Source organism: Pseudidiomarina sp. WS423 (genome assembly GCF_050750165.1).
Classification (GTDB): domain Bacteria; phylum Pseudomonadota; class Gammaproteobacteria; order Enterobacterales; family Alteromonadaceae; genus Pseudidiomarina; species Pseudidiomarina fusca.
Genome location: NZ_JBOJLN010000025.1, coordinates 1 through 18913 on the forward strand (window position 1 = coordinate 1; position 18913 = coordinate 18913).

Genomic DNA, 18913 nt, shown 5'->3' on the forward strand with positions numbered 1-18913 from the left:
AACCCAGCAGCATACAAATGTTTACGGGGATTATCATGCAGGTAAAGGAGCTTCGGTTGAACGCGCATCTGAGCAAGAAGTTGAGGCTAAAGCATCTGATGAGCGCTCGAGAGTTGGCGAGGTTCAAAATCCAGAATATCGTGTTGATTGGCGAAAAGTAGAATTGGTTGCAATGCAGAAATATGTGATGCAAAAAGGCATTCATGCGGCAAATGTCATAAGTGAAGCAAAGCTCGTCACTCAGTTTCATGGAATAGATCCTGTAAGTAATCATCAGCCGATATTCGATGGTTATTACAAAAACGAAGATAAAGAGATATTCATAGAGTTTAGGCCGAATCGCGGATTCCACATGATACTTAGAGAGCGGCTTTACATGATGCTTTCTAAGTTGAATCATTACCAGAATGTAAAAGGTGTAAGCGTGCACCTCGATTTTGTTTGGTTGAATATTCCAGAGGACGAAAATAATTATCGAAGCAGTGATAGATTTATGCAGGATTTTGAACCGGCAATTGCTTCTGGGCTTTTGCGCATAAATGAAATAGAAATCACAAAAGAAGAAATGGATTCATGCAAGCGGGAAGTCTAGGTTGCTAACAAAGCGCTGCTGTCGGACAAATTTTCCGCTACGCTTCAAATTTCCCGCAGAGCGCGGCGTTAACCCTCTAGGAGAAATTGTGGCATTACTCGCGGGATTAGATTTTCATTTTGATCTGGACTATGACGAGGTTCCCCTTCAGGAAGCGGAGGCCTATCTTGAGGAGTTAACATCGAAGTATGCGAATCTCATTTATGGTCAACAAACAAAGATTTATGTCCGACTTGAGGAAGGAAGTCTAAAGGTTACTTTAGCTGTTGTTGGCGCTCTGTATATCGGTATCGGCCAATATGGCTCATTCCGTTCTGGTATCGATTATATGATCAAAGATGCCAAATCATTGAATAGTTTGGTTACTAGCGAAATAGTTAAAAACGGAATGAACGAGGCAGACATAATTGAGAGTAAGAAAATGCACTGTGATCCTGACAGGATACGTCGTGTATTGCTTGCAATTGACCGACTTGAGTCAAAGCAAAAGCTATCAAAATCTGAACTCGACAAAGAATTATCAAAGATAAGAACATCAGTAAGAAACATATGCAGCTCATTGAGTGAAGAGGATGCTGGATTTTTTGCCTCATCAATTAAAGATGAATATTGGCCACAGGATAGAGAAATCCCCCATTTTGTAGAGCGTTATAGGTTAGTGGCTAGAGGAGAAGATATTGTACATTACCCAGTAGCAAGCATTGATATCCCAAGGGTTAACAAGGCATTACAACGGACAAGCCGCTGAATGCGGGCGTTAGCATTCACTGAGGAGTCGTCATGGTTCGAGACAAATTGATGAAGAAGTTTCCTTTTTTAAGAAATAGATCGAATAAGAGTATTGAAAAAACTGCCGATTCGTTTATGGACTTATCCAACAAGATTTGGGCGGCAATTTATGTTTCGTTCGTTGCACTACCAGTTGCAGGTGTCGTGAAAACAATGTTCGAGGTTGATAGTGAATTACCATCTTTAGAATATCTGAGTCAATTCATTGAGGTTAACTTGTTATTTCTACTCGGTATTCTTGGGTTTGGAGCCTTCATGGCAATTAAATTTAGATCATGGGCATTAGATTTATATGACGCACTGCAAGGCTAACACCTATGAGCTTTTGTTGCCTCCTAAGGCGAATAATTTTTTATTCGCTGCTGTGTGAGCCGAAAATATCAACTCTTTGAACCAGTAGGGCTACTTGACCGATTATAGTTGGCTGCTGGTGGCGTACAACAGAGTGCTCACTTTTGGCGGCATTGGGCAACTATCAGAAAAACTCTAACTTAAAGCTTTTCACGCACCTAAACGGGCTAGAAAAACAAGATTTACAGCAGTGGTCGTTTTAGAGCGAAGTGTCGCTTAAAAGTTGGAGGCTGATTGGTCGGTATGGTACATTGCAGTGTTGAACAGGGTATTAACGCACGGTGTCATAAAATAAAAAAGAGAACACGGGATGTCCTTGAAAGAAAGTCAGATCGAGCAAAAGCTGATCAATAAACTCGAAGAGCTCAAATACACCTACCGCTCAGATATTCGCGACAAGGTCACACTGGAGCGTAACTTCCGCGACAAATTCGAGACACTGAACCGCGTCCGCCTGACCGATGCCGAATTTGCCCGCCTGCGCGACGAGATTATCAACGCCGATGCCTTCCAGGCCGCCAAGACCCTGCGCGAATACGGTTATTTCCAGCGGGAGGACGGCACCCCGCTTCACTACATGCTGGTCAACCTCAAGGACTGGTGCAAAAACGACTTCGAAGTCATCAGCCAGCTGCGTATCAACACCGACAATAGCCACCACCGGTACGATGTGATTCTGCTCATCAACGGCTTGCCGATGGTGCAAATCGAGCTGAAGACGCTGGGCATCAACCCGCGCCGGGCGATGGAACAAATCGTCGAGTACCGCAACGAGCCCGGTAACGGCTACGCCAACACGCTGCTGTGCTTCATGCAGCTGTTTATCGTCAGCAACCGTGACCACACCTGGTACTTCGCTAACAACCAGAGCCAGCACTTCGCCTTCAACGCCGACGAGCGTTTTTTGCCCATTTACCAGTGGGCCGATGAAGACAACCGCAAGATAACCCACCTGGATGACTTCGCCAACGCCTTCCTGGCCAAATGTACTCTGGGCCGGATGATCAGCCGCTACATGGTGCTGGTGGCCAGTGAGCAGAAGCTGATGATCATGCGCCCGTACCAAATCTATGCGGTCAAGGCGATTGTTGATTGTATCCACCAGAATCGAGGTAACGGCTACATCTGGCACACGACCGGTAGTGGCAAAACACTCACATCTTTCAAGACTTCCACCCTGCTCAAGGACAACCCGGACATTGAAAAATGCCTTTTCGTGGTGGACCGCAAGGATCTAGATCGTCAGACGCGTGAGGAATTCAACCGCTTCCAGGAAGGCTGCGTGGAGGAAAACACCAACACCGAAACTCTGGTGCGCCGCCTGCTCTCCGAGGACTATGCCGACAAGGTGATTGTCACTACCATTCAAAAGCTGGGTCTGGCGCTGGATGAAACGAGCAAAAAAGCCCAACGGCACAAAGACAAGGGTAGGCAGACCTATAAGGAACGCCTAGCTCCGCTGCGCGACAAGCGCATCGCTATCATCTTTGATGAATGCCACCGCTCTCAGTTTGGCGAAAACCACCAGGCCATCAAGGGCTTTTTCCCAAAAGCGCAATTGTTCGGTTTTACCGGCACGCCCATTTTTGATGACAACGCCAGCTACAAGCAGATCGATGGCACCGTGGGCAGCTACCGCACCACCCTGGATATTTTTGAGAAGCAGCTGCACGCCTACACCATCACCCACGCCATTGATGATCGCAATGTGCTGCGCTTTCATATCGACTATTACAAGCCCGAGACAACGCATGCAAAAGCCAGACCTGATCAGGCTCTGGCTCAGCGCGCAGTGGTGGATGCCATTCTCAGTAAGCATGAAGCCGCCACTAACCAGCGCCGTTTCAACGCCCTGCTGGCCACTGCTTCCATCAATGATGCGATTGCCTATTACCGGCTGTTCAAAGAGATCCAGTCTGAAATGCAAGCGCAAGATCCGGACTTCGTGCCGCTCAACCTTGCCTGTGTCTTTTCACCACCAGCCAATGGCGACAAGGATGTGAGACAGCTCCAGGAAGACCTGCCGCAGGAAATGGCCGATAACCAGCAGGAGCCGGAGCAGAAGAAAGCCGCGCTGCAAGAAATCATTGCCGACTACAACACGCAGTACGGCACCAGTCATACGGTGAGCGAGTTCGACCGCTACTACCAAGATGTTCAGCAGCGCATCAAGGATCAGCAATACCCTAACAGCGACATGCCGCACAAAAACAAGATCGACATCACCATCGTGGTAGACATGCTGCTCACTGGCTTCGACGCCAAGTACCTCAACACCCTCTACGTGGACAAGAACCTCAAGCACCACGGTCTGATTCAGGCCTTCTCTCGCACCAACCGCGTGCTTAATGACACCAAGCCCTACGGCAACATCCTTGACTTTCGCGATCAAGAGCAGGCGGTGGACGACGCCATCGCGCTCTTCTCTGGCGAGGACATTAACCGCTCCCGCGAAATCTGGCTGGTGGACCCGGCCCCTACGGTCATCGAAAAATACGAGAAGGCCGTGGCCGCTATCGAACACTTTCTTACCGAAAAAGATGTGGTGGCCGAACCCAAGGGCGTTTACAACCTCAAGGGCGATACTGCTCGCATCGAGTTCGTCAACCGCTTCAAGGAAGTCCAGCGCCTCAAGACCCAGCTCGATCAGTACACCGACCTGGACGAAGAGCAAAAAGCACGCATCAACAGCGTACTGCCCGAAGACGATCTGCGCTCCCTGCGCGGCGCCTATCTGGAGACCGCACAGCGCCTCAAGGAACAGCAGGGCAAAACTGGCGAGCAAGCTTCACCAGATCAGGAAGCCATAGAACAACTGGATTTTGAATTTGTGCTCTTCTCCTCGGCACTGATCGATTATGACTACATCATGGGCCTAGCCGCCCGCTTCAGTCAGGAAAAGCCCGGCAAACAAACTGTAAGCCGCGAACAGTTGGTGAATATGCTCAGCGCCAGCAGCAACCTGATGGAAGAGCGTGAGGATATCATTGACTACATCAACACCCTGCAAGCGGGTGAAGGGCTGAAAGAGCAGGACATCAAACGCGGCTACCAGGCATTCAAGGCACAGAAAGCCCACAGCGAAATCACCGCTCTGGCCAAACGCCACGGGCTGGACCTAGATGCCCTGAAAACTTTCGTGGACGGCATTCTCGACCGCATGATCTTCGACGGCGAGCAGCTAAGTGACTTGTTCGAACCACTGAAGCTAGGCTGGAAGGCGCGTAGCCAAGCGGAGTTGGCGCTGATGGAAGAGCTGGTGCCGTTTTTGAAAAAACAGACCAGCGGGCGTGAGATATCGGGGTTGGCGGCGTATGAGTAAGGCGATGAAGGGCGAGAAGCAAGCATTGGTGCCACGGTTGCGGTTTCCTGAGTTTCGGGAGGCGGGAGAGTGGGAGATCAAGTCATTAGGTGATGTTTGTAGTGTACTTCAGGGGTATGGGTTTCCCACAGACATGCAAGGAAAGCTTGATGGGGAATACCCATTCTGCAAGGTAAGCGATGTCTCGAAGGCTGTCGCCGAGAACGGTGGCCATTTGGATGATGCGGCCAATTATGTAGGTAAGCAAGAGCTTTCAAAGCTGCGAGCAAAACTAATCCCGGTCGGCTCGACCGTCTTCGCCAAGATTGGTGAGGCTCTCCGATTGAACCGTCGGGCGTACGTCAGTCGGGAATGTTTAATAGATAATAATGTTGTTGGCTTAAAAGCAGCCGATGGCTCTGCAGACGACTACTTTATATATATCAGCAGTCAGTTAATTGACCTAAATGAGCATTGCGGTGGTGCAGTTCCTTCTGTTAACAAAACCACATTGGAAGCAGTTGAGGTTGTTGTGCCGAGCCTCGACGAACAACAAAAAATCGCCGATTGCCTCTCGTCTCTTGATGCGCTGATCGCCGCCCAGGCGGACAAGATCGACGCCCTCAAGAACCATAAAAAAGGGCTGATGCAGCAACTTCTCCCCCGCGAAGGCGAAACCGTCCCCCGCCTGCGCTTTCCTGAGTTTAGGGATGCGGGGGAGTGGGAGCTTTCCCAGTTGGGTGAAAAGGTTAAATTGCTTTCGGGATTTCCCTTCAAAAGCCAAGATATTTCAGAGGACTCCAGTGGCATTCCTTTGATGAGGGGTATAAATATCACCGAGGGTTACATTCGCCACAATAGAGATATAGACAGGTTTTACTTAGGTGATGTTGAGCAGCTACAGAAGTATCGACTGAAAGTCAACGACCTAGTCATTGGGATGGACGGCTCAAAAGTAGGTAAAAACTCTGCGGTTGTCACTGAAAAGGATGCAGGTTCGCTATTGATTCAGCGTGTAGCGCGGCTTAGGACAGAGTGCATATTTACAATCCAGTTTATTTTTCAGCATATACATTCAAGCAAATTCCATTCGTATGTAGATCGAATCAATACTAGTGGCGGGATTCCACATATAAGCGCCAAACAGATCAATGAGTTCGAAATTTGTTTTCCTCCTACAAAGCAGGAACAACAAAAAATCGCCGATTGCCTCTCGTCCGTAGACGAGGCGCTCGCCGCGCATACGAAAAAGCTAGAAGCCCTCAAGACCCAAAAAAAAGGACTGATGCAGCAACTTTTCCCCAATCCACAGGCGGTAAGTATATGAACGGATTAGGAGAGGCTGTGAATTATATCAGCGGAGCTCGAAGAAACGATCAGGCAGTTTGTCCCGGTAATGTGCGATATTGCCAAGAAACAAAACACATTGAGCTGGTGGGGTTGACATGCAGCGATTACTAATAAACCGAATTTCTCTTGTCTTTAATGCAGCAATTCCAGTCACCATCGTGGCAAGAAAGACAGATACCTTTTCTCTTAGTAAAAACCGTGCCGGTTGGATCAGAGACAAGCTCTCAGGGCCTCAAAGGGAGAGATTTTTAGGATGGATGAAAAAACTAGATGTCAAAGAGGGTGATTTTGTCGCTACCGAGTTTCGTCAACAGGTTCCCGCAGGCCTTGAGGAAGCAAGCTGTATTTCAATTGAACTGGAAGGAGATGCTGTTAGCCCATTCAAGCATGAAATATTTAAACAGGAATTTGGAGCGCACCTTCAAAGTAAACAGTTTTTTGTGGAGCCAATCAGAAAATCCATGAGTTTTTCCGCATACCAGAACATGGGGCAATTTGATGCGGACTACGATCAATATCGCCGTATAGATTTCAACTGGAAATCAGGCAGAAGTGAGCTTGTGTTAAACTTAGGAAGTGAGAAGACGCTAGTAACGAAAATGCTGAGATTCGTGGCTGACGGTCAGTCTGCTTTTAATCTTGAGAGTCACCTCGTGTATAGAAAGCACGGTGGCATTATGGCCAAGTGTTTCTGTCCGGGAGAACTTAGGCGACAGAGAATCGGTGCTCCTCAGAAGTTCAGTTATCGAGATCGGTTTGAGAGGCTGAAAGGCTTCGCTGCAGAGCATTTGTATGATCTTGAGTCGCCGTTTTTTAGCATCGACAGGACAGGTTTCAGATACGTTGATCCTGACAGTTTTCAAAACGTTTTAAGTCAACAGAATTTAATGGCATTTGGTGGTGAAAAAACCGCCATCAACGCCGTTGTGGGTATGAGGGAATATGGCCCCTTAAAAAAAGCAGAAGGCTCTGAAAGAAAGAGGCTCTTGTTTATTTATCAGAACAGGAATGACGCCAACACCTTATACAGGTATTTAAAAAATGGTCTAAAGCATTTTCCTGGGTTGCTGAGCTATGTCGGTATTCCTGTTGCTCTTGCAGGCCCGGATAAGGGGTTACCCTATCAGGATGTAAATAGATTGCCTGACACCCTCAAGACGTTTCTGGACGAACATTATTCTGATCCTCTTTATCCCGACATGCTCGCAATTGTTATCGGCCCCTTCAAGCGCTACGAATCCGATGAGGCGGAAAGCGATAGCTATTTCCAGATTAAAAAGATTTTACTCGATCGGGGCATTGCATCTCAATTTATCAGCCCAGATACCATCAATAATTATGGTGTCCATTACTCCTTACCGAATATAGCCATTGCTATTCTGGCTAAATTTGGTGGTGTGCCATGGAAGCTTTCCAAGAAGAAGTCAAATGAATTAATTGTTGGTTTTAATACTAAGCTGGTTGAAGGTGATCGATACCTAGGAAGCGCTGTTTTTTTTGATAATGAAGGAAGACTTGGTGGTGTTAAAGGTCTTCCGGTTGATGACAAAACGGCGATTATCAGGAGTCTAAAGGAAGCCATAACAGAGTATACCAATCAGGTTGGAATGCCTGAAAGGCTTGTCGTTCATTACTACAAACCGCCAAGAAAAGATGAGATTAGCAATATTTTGAAAATGTTAGAAGATATGTCGCTATCCGTTCCAGTCGCCGTTGTTGAAGTCAATGACTCAAAATCCAAACTGGATATATGTTTTGATGCAGATTTCAATATGGGCATGCCTGAAAGCGGGGTGTTCGTAAAAACAGGTTTCAATGAATATCTGCTTTTCAATAACAATAGATACAAAAAAAGTCCGCCTAGAAAGATAGATGATGAGTTGCCAATTAAGCTGCGGCTTAGCCATGTCAATACCGGAGGTTTCACGGCTCATGAACTAATTGCACAAGTTTATGAGTTCTCGCGACTTAATTGGAAGGGGTTAAGGCAAAGAAGCGTGCCTGTGACAACAACTTACGCAAAGACAATTGCAGAATTTTCTTCCCATTTCGAAGGAGAAATCCCGGGTAACGAAGTTGCGAACAATATACCCTGGTTTATTTAGACATGATACACGAGACTGAAGTAGCCGGAATAATTGAGAACTCGCTCTTCCTGATTGGCGCAGGTTTTTCGAGGGGTGCCGGATGCCTCACGTCTGTTCAAATGTTTGAGGACCTAAAGAAAAAGATATTTGAAGAAAGCAGCCAAATTCTTTCTCCTGTGCAGAAAGAGACATTGAAGTTTTTAATTTCATGCCTGAAATATCACTCTGAATGGCGCACCATGGAAACGGAGAATAACTTCAAGTTTGCTCCGAATATCGAAGAATTGGCGCTTCTTATTCGAAGGGTCCGAAATCGGGAAAACTTTTTACCTTACCCCATAACGGGAAACTGGGCTGATAAACTTGTTCAGCTGGAGTCTCAATACGCAACGGAACCAGAGAGTAATGGGAACCTTTTCGATAGCCTTGAAATAATCTTGAAGAAATTGCTTAAGGATGAATGGCTTGCGCTGCCGGGAAATGACAGTCTCGATTATATGAAACCCTTGATGGAATTCCTGAAAGCATACTCCGACGAGGCTTTCAGGCTGGATATATTTTCTTTGAATTACGATACTGTCATTGAGCGATTCTTTGAAGCTGAAGGGGAAATTCCATGGAGAGGATTTTCCAACGGCCAATGGGCGCATATCGAGCCTGATCAAGAAAACGATCCAGGTGCCAGAATTAATCTATATAAGCTTCATGGCTCTGTTGATTGGGTTAGATTAGCAGATATGGATACATGGGAATTATCCAAGCTGGATGATACAAGAGACTCTGACGGTAAACAGGAGCTTTCGGATAATATCGATGAAAAGCACAATCCCTACATTATATTCGGCCAGGGAACAAAGTCCTTCTCCGTTGAGCCATTCTTTTCGATGATCCATCACTTCAACAGTAGCTTAAAGTCTGCCAATAAGCGGTATTTTTTCGTGATTGGATACAGCTTCTTTGACCCTTATATTAACAACCTTCTATTCAATGCTGTTAGAGGATTCAAGAAGCTGATTATCGTTAATCCTTCTTTTGCTCCCGAAAGCCTTTTTGAGATCGACGATAAGACGGGTTGGCCACGAAGCGATGAGCATAGCTTTTTTCGAGCAAGATATAAGCAAGGGTGTAATAAAGGCGACCTTACTGATTTTATGAGAGAAATTCAGAAGAATTCATTTTACTCTGAGCTTCCGGAATTTAATTTTCTAACAGTTAGTGCAGAGAATATCGAGTATATTCCACTGACTGCAGAGAGTTTTATCGAGCATTTTTTTTCTGATAGAGGTGAGTTGCTAAAAAGATACATAGACGGCTTTGAAGTACAACGCCAAGATGAGGAGCCATTTTAACTATGCTCCCCATGAACTTCGACTCCCTGCTCCACCGCCGTGCCGTCGAAAGGTTACGGCTGGAGTATATAACGGGCTGGGATCCGGAAGCAGAGCTGCACAGTATTCCCGTCTTCGCCAGTGATTTTCCCAATCTGAAAGGAAGTGGGGCTGATGCAGAGGTCGGTGGCACGCCGACGACGGTGGTCTCATGAATAGTGCGAATAATATTTTCGACAGCCTCGACGCGATCGCAAGCCACCTACGCGAGCAACTTGAGCAAAAAAAGTATGTTTTGCTGTTTGCCTTCAACGGCACCGGCAAGACGCGCCTGTCCATGGCCTTCAAAGATCTGGGTAAGCAAGGCGAGGGTGAGGAAGAAGCCCGCGACACTCTCTACTTCAATGCCTTCACCGAAGACCTGTTTTACTGGGATAACGACCTGGAGCATGATGCCAAGCGGGTGCTGCGCCTGAACCGTGATTCCCACTTCTTCGACGGCTTGCAAGAGCTGGAGATGGAAAACCGCATCGGCCCGCTGCTGGCCCGTTATACGGACTTTGACTTCCTAATCGACTACGAGACCTGGGAAATCACCTTTTTCCGGCAACAAGACGACGAGGGGGCACCCATCCCCATCAAGGTCTCACGCGGCGAGGAAAATATCTTCGTCTGGTGCTTTTTTCTCGCCGTAGCCCAGTTGGCGGTGGATCAGGAGGAGGGTTCACCCTATGCCTGGGTGAAGTACCTGTATATCGATGACCCGATCTCATCGCTGGACGACAATAACGCCATCGCTGTGGCCAGCCACTTGGCGCAACTGCTGAAGAATGCTAACGGGCAAATTAAAACCGTGATCTCCACACACCACCATCTATTCTTCAACGTGATGTGTAATGAACTGGGCAATGCAGTCAAAGCTTTCCTGAGCAAAGAGGCCGACCACTTCCGACTGGCGGATACCGGTGAGACACCGCGGTACCACCATGTCGCCCTGCTGAAACAGCTGCACGAGGTAGTCGAATCGGGCGAAATTTATACTTACCACTTCAATATCCTGCGCAACATTCTGGAAAAGACGGCCACCTTTCACGGCTTCCGCAATTTCTCTGCCTGCATCAAGCAAGATAGTGACGACCCTGAAGGCATTCTGCACGCCCGCTTGGTCAATGTGCTCAGCCATGGCAACTATTCTTTATATGAGCCACGGGAAATGCTGCCGGAGAACAAGGAATATTTTCGCAAGATCCTGCGTGACTTTATGAATAACTACCGTTTTAACCCAGAACTGTTTCCTGTCATGGAGGAGATGCAGTCGTGACGCCGAAACTTCCCATCAACATCGATTCCCTGCTTCACCAGCGAACCATCGAAAGCGAGCGGGTGGAATATAAGGCGGGCTGGAACCCAGAGGCGGTGCTGCATAGCATCTGCGCTTTTGCTAATGATTTTCACAATCTGGGTGGAGGCTATGTGGTGGTGGGTGTCGCAGAACAAAATGGGCAACCAGTCTTACCGCCTGCAGGTTTGCAACCAGAGCAGATTGACCGCATACAAAAAGAACTGCTGAATCTTGGTAATGCGGCAATTCAACCAGCTTACCACCCGCTTACCGCGACCTATGAAGTTCAGGGTAAGCTGATTCTGGTACTCTGGGTACCTGGAGGAGAGACACGGCCATATAAAGCGCGCACCAGTCTGGGTGATAAAAAGGCTGATTGGGCGTTTTATCTGCGTAAGCACACCAGCACGGTGCGTGCCAAGGGGGTAGATGAGCGCGAGCTGTTGTCGCTGGCCGCAACCGTGCCCTTCGATGATCGCTATCAGCAGAGCGCCAGTCTTACCGATTTATCGCCCCATCTAATTCGCGAATTTCTGCAGGAAATTGGCAGTGAGCTGGCGGGCGAAGCGGCCGATCTGGATGTTGAGGCGCTAGGCCGCCGCATGAATGTGGTGGGGGGGCCGGCAGAGATGGCATTTCCCAAGAATGTCGGGCTGCTATTCTTCAACGAGCATCCGGAGCGGTTTTTTCCGGCGACCCAGATTGACGTGGTGTATTTCCCCGATGGCCCGGGCGGTAACCGCTTCGAGGAAAAAGAGTTTCGTGGCCCGCTGGGGCGCATTACCCGCGATGCGGTGGACTACATTGCCCGTAACTACCTGAAAGAAACCGTTATCAAGCACCCGGATCGCCCCCAAGCAGAGCGTTTCTGGAACTACCCGCTGGCGGCCATAGAAGAAGCAGTAGTGAATGCGGTGTACCATCGCTCTTACGAGATTCGCGAGCCAATTGAAGTGCGTATTACTCCGCAGGAGTTGATAGTATTAAGCTTCCCCGGCCCGGATCGCTCGATTAAAATGAAAGACCTTCAGGCAGGTCGCGCGGTAAGCCGTCGCTATCGCAACCGCCGCATTGGCGAGTTTCTGAAAGAGCTGGATCTCACCGAAGGTCGTTCCACCGGTATTCCCAAGATTCTGCGGGTGATGCAAGCCAACGGCTCGCCGCTGCCGAGTTTTGAAACGAACGAAGAGCGTAGTTCGTTTTTGATTCGTTTACTGGTGCATGAGGGGTTCTTTGAGGAAGATGATCCCGAAGTCACCCCCGAAGTCACCCCCGAAGTCACCCCCGAAGTTGGTCGACTGCTTGAGGTGCTACAGGGCGAGATGGGACGTGCAGAGCTAATGGAAGCCTTGGGTCTGAAAGATGAAAAGCATTTCCGGGAACATTATCAGCAAACAGCGATTGGCCAGGGGCTAGTAGAAATGACCATCCCCGACAAACCGCGGAGCCGTCTTCAGAAATACCGATTGACAAAGAAAGGCCAAACCTTGTTAAAAACACAAAAAGAATGAATCAACTGCCGAGGAATCCTCGGTAGATAATTTTAAGGAAAGAGCATGACTAAAGAACAACTGGGCCAACTGGGCAAGACCCTCTGGGCGATTGCCGACGAGCTTCGCGGTGCGATGAATGCCGACGACTTCCGCGACTATATGTTGTCGTTTCTGTTTCTGCGCTACCTCTCCGACAACTACGAGGCTGCTGCGGCGAAGGAATTGGGGGCGGATTATCCCAAGCTTGTTCAGGGCGACCGTCGGGCTCCGCTGGCAATCTGGTATACAGATAATGCTGGAGATGTGCCTGCTTTTGAAAAGCAGATGCGCCGTAAGGTGCACTATGTGGTTCACCCTGACTACCTGTGGAGTAGTATCTACGAACGAGCCCGCACCCAAGACGCAGAGCTGTTGCAAACACTGGAGAGCGGCTTCAGTTACATTGAGAATGAATCCTTTGCTAGCACCTTTCAGGGGCTCTTTTCCGAGATCAATCTGAACTCGGAAAAGTTGGGTAAAACTCCCAAGGCACGTAATGATAAGCTTTGCACCATCATCACCAAGATCGCCGAGGGCATTGCACAGTTTTCCACCGACAGTGACATTCTGGGCGACGCTTATGAATACCTGATCGGTCAGTTTGCCGCCGGTTCCGGCAAGAAGGCTGGGGAGTTCTACACCCCGCAAAGTGTTTCGACTATTCTCTCGCGCATTGTCACGTTGGACAGCCAGGACCCCGCCTCAGGGAAAAAGAAAAAGCTCACCAGTGTACTGGACTTTGCCTGCGGCTCTGGTTCATTACTCCTGAACGTCCGAAATCAAATGGGCCCGCATGGTATTGGTAAAATCTACGGGCAGGAAAATAATATTACTACTTATAACCTAGCGCGGATGAATATGCTGCTGCATGGTGTTAAGGACAGTGAGTTTGAGATCCATCACGGCGATTCGCTGACCAATGACTGGGATTTACTCAACGAGATGAATCCGGCCAGAAAGCTACAGTGTGATGCGATAGTAGCCAACCCTCCATTCAGCTACCGCTGGCAGCCGAGCGAGGCGCTTGGCGAGGACTTTCGCTTCAAAAACTACGGCCTCGCGCCCAAATCTGCAGCGGATTTTGCGTTCCTGCTGCACGGTTTTCACTTCCTCGGTGATGAGGGCACTATGGCCATTATTCTGCCCCACGGCGTGTTGTTCCGTGGTGGTGTTGAAAGTCGGATTCGTACCAAGTTGCTCAAGGACGGCCATATTGACACCGTGATCGGCCTGCCGGCCAATCTGTTTTTCTCCACCGGCATCCCGGTGTGTATTCTGGTATTGAAAAAGTGCAAAAAATCGGATGATGTGCTCTTTATAAACGCAAGCGCAGAGGACAACTTCGAGAAAGGTAAACGCCAAAACCTGCTTTTACCTGATCACATCGACAAGATCGTAGAGACTTATCAATACCGCAAGGAAGAAGAACGTTACGCTCGCCGGGTGAGCATGGCGGAAATTGAGAAGAATGAATATAACCTCAATATCTCCCGCTATGTCAGCACCGCCAAGCCGGAGCCGGAGATCGATCTGGCCGCTGTACATAAACAATTAGCTGAGATAGAAAAGCGCATCGCCGAGGCGTCAGACAAACATAACCAATATCTAAGAGAGCTGAATCTTCCGCCAGTGTGACAAACGATTGTAAAACTCTATAAAAACGCATAAAGCTGCTTTGCTGTATGCTTCAAAAGTTGAAGAAAGTGGCACGTTTTATACTCAGCTAAATGGAACGGTTATGGCCAGAAGAAGCAGTGGGTTAGGTGGTGTAATAAAAGTTATTAAAGCTATCGATAAGGCGTCGAAAAAAGCGAATCGCGAGCATCAACAACAAATTAAGGCTTGGGAGCGTGAAGAAAAACGTCAGCAAGCTCAATATTTGCGAGAGCAGCAAAAACACGAAAAACAGGCTCGAGCTGAATTGGCAAGACGGCAAAAGGAGCACGCCGCTCAACGGGAGGCCGCAAGTAAAAGAGCTGAAATGCAGGAGCAGATGAAAGCGAAGGCGAGAATTGAAAAAATTAAAAAGGAACAGGTCAACGCAAAAATTTTAATGGAGCGGCGTCAAGCCGAGCGCTCTAAACTCAAGCTTAAATTTATTGAAAATTATATGAGGTAAGACATGGAAGTTTTGTTGATTTTGCTTAATGCGATAGCGGTAATCTTTATCTATCGATCGCTCTCTCGTCGCGTAGATAACAAGATTGAATCATTTGGCAACCTGAAAAACGCAGTCGCTGAATATGAAGAACGTAGACAACGGCTCGAAGAGGTATTAAAAGAGCACACTACAAGTATCCGGCAAAAGGAACTTGAGCTCGACAAGTTGCTGAGTGAAGTCAACGTAGTAAAAGATAAATTAAGCAACGCACAATATGAACTTACAGCAGTTGATCGTGAGACCAAAGCGCTCCAAGAGCTTAGACATCGCGAACAAGACTTAGAACAAGCTATCGAAAAGCTTATCCTCGATCAAACAAATATAAAAACCGAAATAACAAGCCTGCAAGAGAAACGACTAGAGAAAGAGTCAGAGTTGCACGAGGTAATGTCTAAGGTTGATCTCTACAGTCGGATTGAGGAGTTTGTTGACTTTGGACACTTTGAGATGCCTGAGTACCTTTTTCAGACTGGTGAACGTTATGCCGCTGAGATTAAACTAGTGCGCGAGCAACAGAAGCAATTGATTAAGGATAAACAAGCCATCAGAATCGAAGGGAAATTGACAGACTCTGGCGTAGTGTCGATTGATAAGAGCATCATTGATGGTCAAATAAAGTTATTACTGAAAGCGTTCAATACAGAATGCGATATGTTGATAGGTAAAGTAAGCCCTGCTACCTTCGAGCGAACCCTGTCACAAATAGAGAAACTCGCCAATGACCTTGAAAAATCAGTAGCATCTAAACGATGTGGCTTTAATAACGATTATGTTGAATTAAAGTTTCAGGAATGCCGTATTCAATACGAATATTCTCTTAAGAAGAAAGATGAACTCGAAGAACAGCGTCTAATCCGCGAGCAAATGCGTGAAGAAGCAAAGGCAGAACGAGAGTATCGTGAAGCTTTGGCTGCCGCAGAAAGGGAAGAAAAACTGTATCGTGAGTTGCTTGAAAAGGCTCGACAGGAATTGACCGGATTGTCACAAGAAGAGCGGGCACTTGCGGAAGCAAAAATTGCAGCCTTGGAACAACAATTAGCCGAAGCAGAGGCCAAGGAGCAACGTGTAAAAAGCCTCGCAGAGCAAACCCGTCGTGGACACGTTTACGTGATCAGTAATGTTGGCTCATTTGGGGAGAATGTTTATAAAATCGGAATGACCAGACGCTTAGATCCAATGGATAGGGTTCGAGAGCTTGGCGATGCGAGTGTTCCGTTTTCCTTTGATGTGCATGCGATTATATTCGCCGATGATGCCCCAGCATTAGAAACCGCTTTACATCGCGAATTTAGCCAGCATCGAGTTAATGCCGTCAATTTACGTAAAGAATTCTTCAATGTTGAGTTGGCTAGAATTCGTCATGCTGTGCACCAAATTGGTGGTGTGGATGTAGATTTCAGAACAACAATTGCGGCTGAGGAGTATTTTGAATCGAAACGGCTTCGAGAGCAGTTCGTGACCTCCTGAGTTACATCCAGATTTCAGCGAAAAAGTGGCTGTGTATTTCGGAGATTCCGAACAGTGCATCCGGAATTATTCACTTGGCTGCCACTGGTATTGCTGTTTAATCAACACTAACTTTAGAAGTTTTAAATAGAGAGCCGGTATGTCAAAAATCACCTACTATCGGAATTTGTTGCTAGCAGCAGTATCGATGGTGCTAGGACTTTGCATTGGATTCTTCCAGTTAACTCAGGTTAATAGCGGCTTTCCTTTCAAAGAAGAACTACGAGAAAAAAGTGGGCTAGTCAGTTGGGTCCAGAAACACAAATACGGAATACGTTTTGGTTTCGTTAATGAGTCAATGAATTTTAATTATCCATCAAAGGCTGATGGGCAAGACGTTGTTAAAGATTCACTGATGAATTCAGAAGGTAAGATTGTGACGATTCTGTACGACGCTACAGACACTCATTCACCTATCTATTCCTCAAAGGTCTATCATGATTTCTTTCAGTTATCGGTGGATGGTTTGTTAGTTCGTTCCTATGCAGAATCAGAAAAAGCTTGGCGATCCGACAATAAGCTCATGCCAATTATCGTTGCTTTGTTTCTGCTCGGAGGTATCTATATTTGGCGAAAAACAAAAAAACAGTACATCATGGCAAAAGTTCAATAGCAATGGTGAGGCAGGTGAGGGCATGATGCGCCAAATAGGGCTTATTCTAATAACGTTCGTATTCATTGGTTGTAGCAGCTCGCCGAATGTTAGCAGTGTTACGGTAATAACTCAGAGTAATTCAATAGTTGTTACTGATTTAATGCACGAGCTTGAGCGTGAGCATATCGCCGGTACGTTCGATGGCATGGTGTTAGTAGTTCATGAACGTGAAACACTACTCGAAGCGGCATTTGGTCTCGCTGATAGACAGCAAATGCGTAAAAACGATGCTGACGTTGTATATGATATGGGCTCTATTGCAAAAACCTTTACCGCGGCTGCGGTGCTTCAATTAGCAGCCAATAATAAAATAGAACTGACTCAAACCCTCGTCGAATTTTATCCAAATGCACCCGATGAATTAAAGCTGATAACAATCACTCAGCTATTGGGCCATACCAGTGGATTGGATAACTTTCATAATGATTCCGATTTTGAATTCATGGATAAAGCAGAGGCTGAACGGCGAATTTTATCCATGCCATTGATTGCCAAACCAGGTGATAAAACGGCTTATTCGAATGCGGCTTATACATTATTGGCAGCCATCGTAGAAAAGGTGAGCCATCAACCATTTCAGGAATACATTCAAACTCAAATCCTTTCTCCGTTGCATCTGTATAAAACTGGGTTTTATCAAGATGGCCGCTTGATTGATAGCAAGATTGCTCGAGGATACGGTGGTGATGATCCCGGCCAAACGACGTTTGAAAAAGAATTAACGTGGGCATTAATGGGTGCCGGTGGCATGGTCACTTCAATAGATGATTTAGCAACTTGGTTCTCAGCACTAAGGAGTGGACGCTTTTTACCTGAAAATTCGCTGAATGATGCGTTCACGAAAGCGAACGATCGCTGGTTACTGGGTAGCCTCGCGCGGACAGAAATAGACGGTAATACGGTAATTCAAATGGGAGGGAGTACCGATTATGGCTATACCGCATTAATTCAGTTTGTCCCTCATCATGACCTCATGATTATTTTGCTACTTAACGCCCACAATAATAAATACCGAAATGCTACCCACCATCGATTAAGCAGAAAGCATATCCTGCCAATACTATTGCGAGAGTTTGAATAGGCTCGTCTATTTTCTACAACAACTATTTTGATTTGGTTGCATGTGTATGGGGCAATCAGGCAATCAAGGGCGAAATTCATGCATGGCGACTTTATTATAGCTTTTGTGTAATTGCGCTCACGTTACTAAGAAGTTAAGTTAAAGTTTCATGTCTCACAGGAGCTTCTGTTATGAAGTGGCTGTTAATGATCTTTGCCAGCATGGTGATTTCATACTCACCAACAGCAAAAGCCTGTTCGTTTCGGATTAGCGGTGGAGAACTTAACCGCTGCGGCATGACCAAAATCGAAGTGATGAACAAAATAGGCAATCCCGATATGCGCGATCGCCAGACTATCGGCGTCAACACTGGATTTGGTCGCGGTGGCAGATCAGCCGAAGCATGGTCTTATGTTGTGAAAGGTGATATCGGAGGTGAATACTACTTAACGGTACTATTTTCCGGCAATAAAGTTGTGGAAATCGAGTCGCAGCAAGTAAGGCGGTAATGTCTGGTTTGAGCGAATTGCGGACATTGGACTTTCAGGTTACTGCAACTAGTGACTAGCCGTCGCGTTATTAGTAAGTGATGGTGTCGCTAGCGATGCACGGCACATTCACTTTGGGAATATTGCGCGTTTTGCTGTTGTGTTGTTTATTTAAGTCGTTTACTGTCAATGACATAACAAAAAAATAAAAGTTGGATATTGTGCGATCGGTAGAGTGTAACTGAGCATGCTCAAATTGCCTCTGCTAACTCGGAACCTTTAAAGTCAGGAATGCCGGCTTGATCAGTAAGTTAAAAACCGAAAACGATCAATTGGACGAGTTGCTAAACGCGCACGCACAATATACAAAT

15 protein-coding genes are annotated in these 18913 nt (G+C 47.0%); all 15 read left to right on the forward strand.

Annotation, left to right across the window (positions count from 1 at the left end):
* The coding region (locus ACQ661_RS12220; RefSeq protein WP_431668524.1) for a hypothetical protein at positions 1-592 on the forward strand (592 nt) is incomplete at its 5' end.
* 88 nt (positions 593-680) lie between these two features.
* The gene (locus ACQ661_RS12225; protein ID WP_431668526.1) at positions 681-1340 is read left to right on the forward strand and encodes a hypothetical protein; all 660 of its coding nucleotides are present in this window, start codon (positions 681-683) and stop codon (positions 1338-1340) included.
* 32 nt (positions 1341-1372) lie between these two features.
* A complete protein-coding gene (locus ACQ661_RS12230; protein ID WP_153826622.1) occupies positions 1373-1693 on the forward strand; it encodes a hypothetical protein in 321 nt (106 codons plus the stop codon).
* 349 nt (positions 1694-2042) lie between these two features.
* Positions 2043-5054 (forward strand): type I restriction endonuclease subunit R, encoded by a 3012-nt coding sequence (locus tag ACQ661_RS12235; RefSeq protein ID WP_431668528.1) that lies wholly within the window; start codon positions 2043-2045, stop codon positions 5052-5054.
* Entirely contained in the window at positions 5047-6360 is a 1314-nt protein-coding gene (locus ACQ661_RS12240; protein WP_431668530.1) for a restriction endonuclease subunit S, read from the forward strand. Before ACQ661_RS12235 ends, ACQ661_RS12240 begins: the two co-directional genes overlap by 8 nt.
* Positions 6361-6478: 118 nt before the next feature.
* Positions 6479-8488 (forward strand): Piwi domain-containing protein, encoded by a 2010-nt coding sequence (locus ACQ661_RS12245; RefSeq protein ID WP_431668532.1) that lies wholly within the window; start codon positions 6479-6481, stop codon positions 8486-8488.
* Positions 8489-8490: 2 nt separating this feature from the next.
* Complete coding sequence (locus tag ACQ661_RS12250) at positions 8491-9819, forward strand: SIR2 family protein (RefSeq protein ID WP_431668534.1); 1329 nt, start codon at positions 8491-8493, stop codon at positions 9817-9819.
* 190 nt (positions 9820-10009) lie between these two features.
* Positions 10010-11119: an AAA family ATPase gene (locus ACQ661_RS12255; protein ID WP_431668535.1), complete on the forward strand. Its 1110-nt coding sequence runs from the start codon at positions 10010-10012 to the stop codon at positions 11117-11119.
* On the forward strand, positions 11116-12651 hold the full coding sequence (locus tag ACQ661_RS12260; RefSeq protein WP_431668537.1) for a Fic family protein: 1536 nt from the start codon (positions 11116-11118) through the stop codon (positions 12649-12651). The genes ACQ661_RS12255 and ACQ661_RS12260 overlap by 4 nt, the downstream gene beginning before the upstream one ends.
* A 45-nt stretch (positions 12652-12696) precedes the next feature.
* Entirely contained in the window at positions 12697-14307 is a 1611-nt protein-coding gene (locus tag ACQ661_RS12265; RefSeq protein ID WP_153827363.1) for a type I restriction-modification system subunit M, read from the forward strand.
* Between the two features lie 103 nt (positions 14308-14410).
* On the forward strand, positions 14411-14791 hold the full coding sequence (locus ACQ661_RS12270; protein ID WP_153827364.1) for a hypothetical protein: 381 nt from the start codon (positions 14411-14413) through the stop codon (positions 14789-14791).
* A 3-nt stretch (positions 14792-14794) separates the two neighbouring features.
* Positions 14795-16300, forward strand: coding sequence for a DUF4041 domain-containing protein (locus ACQ661_RS12275; protein WP_153827365.1), 1506 nt, complete (start codon positions 14795-14797; stop codon positions 16298-16300).
* Positions 16301-16439: 139 nt separating this feature from the next.
* Positions 16440-16952 carry a hypothetical protein gene (locus ACQ661_RS12280; RefSeq protein WP_110076352.1) on the forward strand — a complete coding sequence of 171 codons (513 nt, stop codon included), beginning with the start codon at positions 16440-16442 and terminating at the stop codon, positions 16950-16952.
* A gap of 22 nt (positions 16953-16974) precedes the next feature.
* Positions 16975-18075 carry a serine hydrolase domain-containing protein gene (locus ACQ661_RS12285; protein ID WP_431668540.1) on the forward strand — a complete coding sequence of 367 codons (1101 nt, stop codon included), beginning with the start codon at positions 16975-16977 and terminating at the stop codon, positions 18073-18075.
* A gap of 170 nt (positions 18076-18245) precedes the next feature.
* Positions 18246-18563, forward strand: a complete 318-nt coding sequence (locus ACQ661_RS12290) for a hypothetical protein (protein WP_431668541.1) — start codon at positions 18246-18248, stop codon at positions 18561-18563.
* Positions 18564-18913 lie beyond the last annotated feature (350 nt).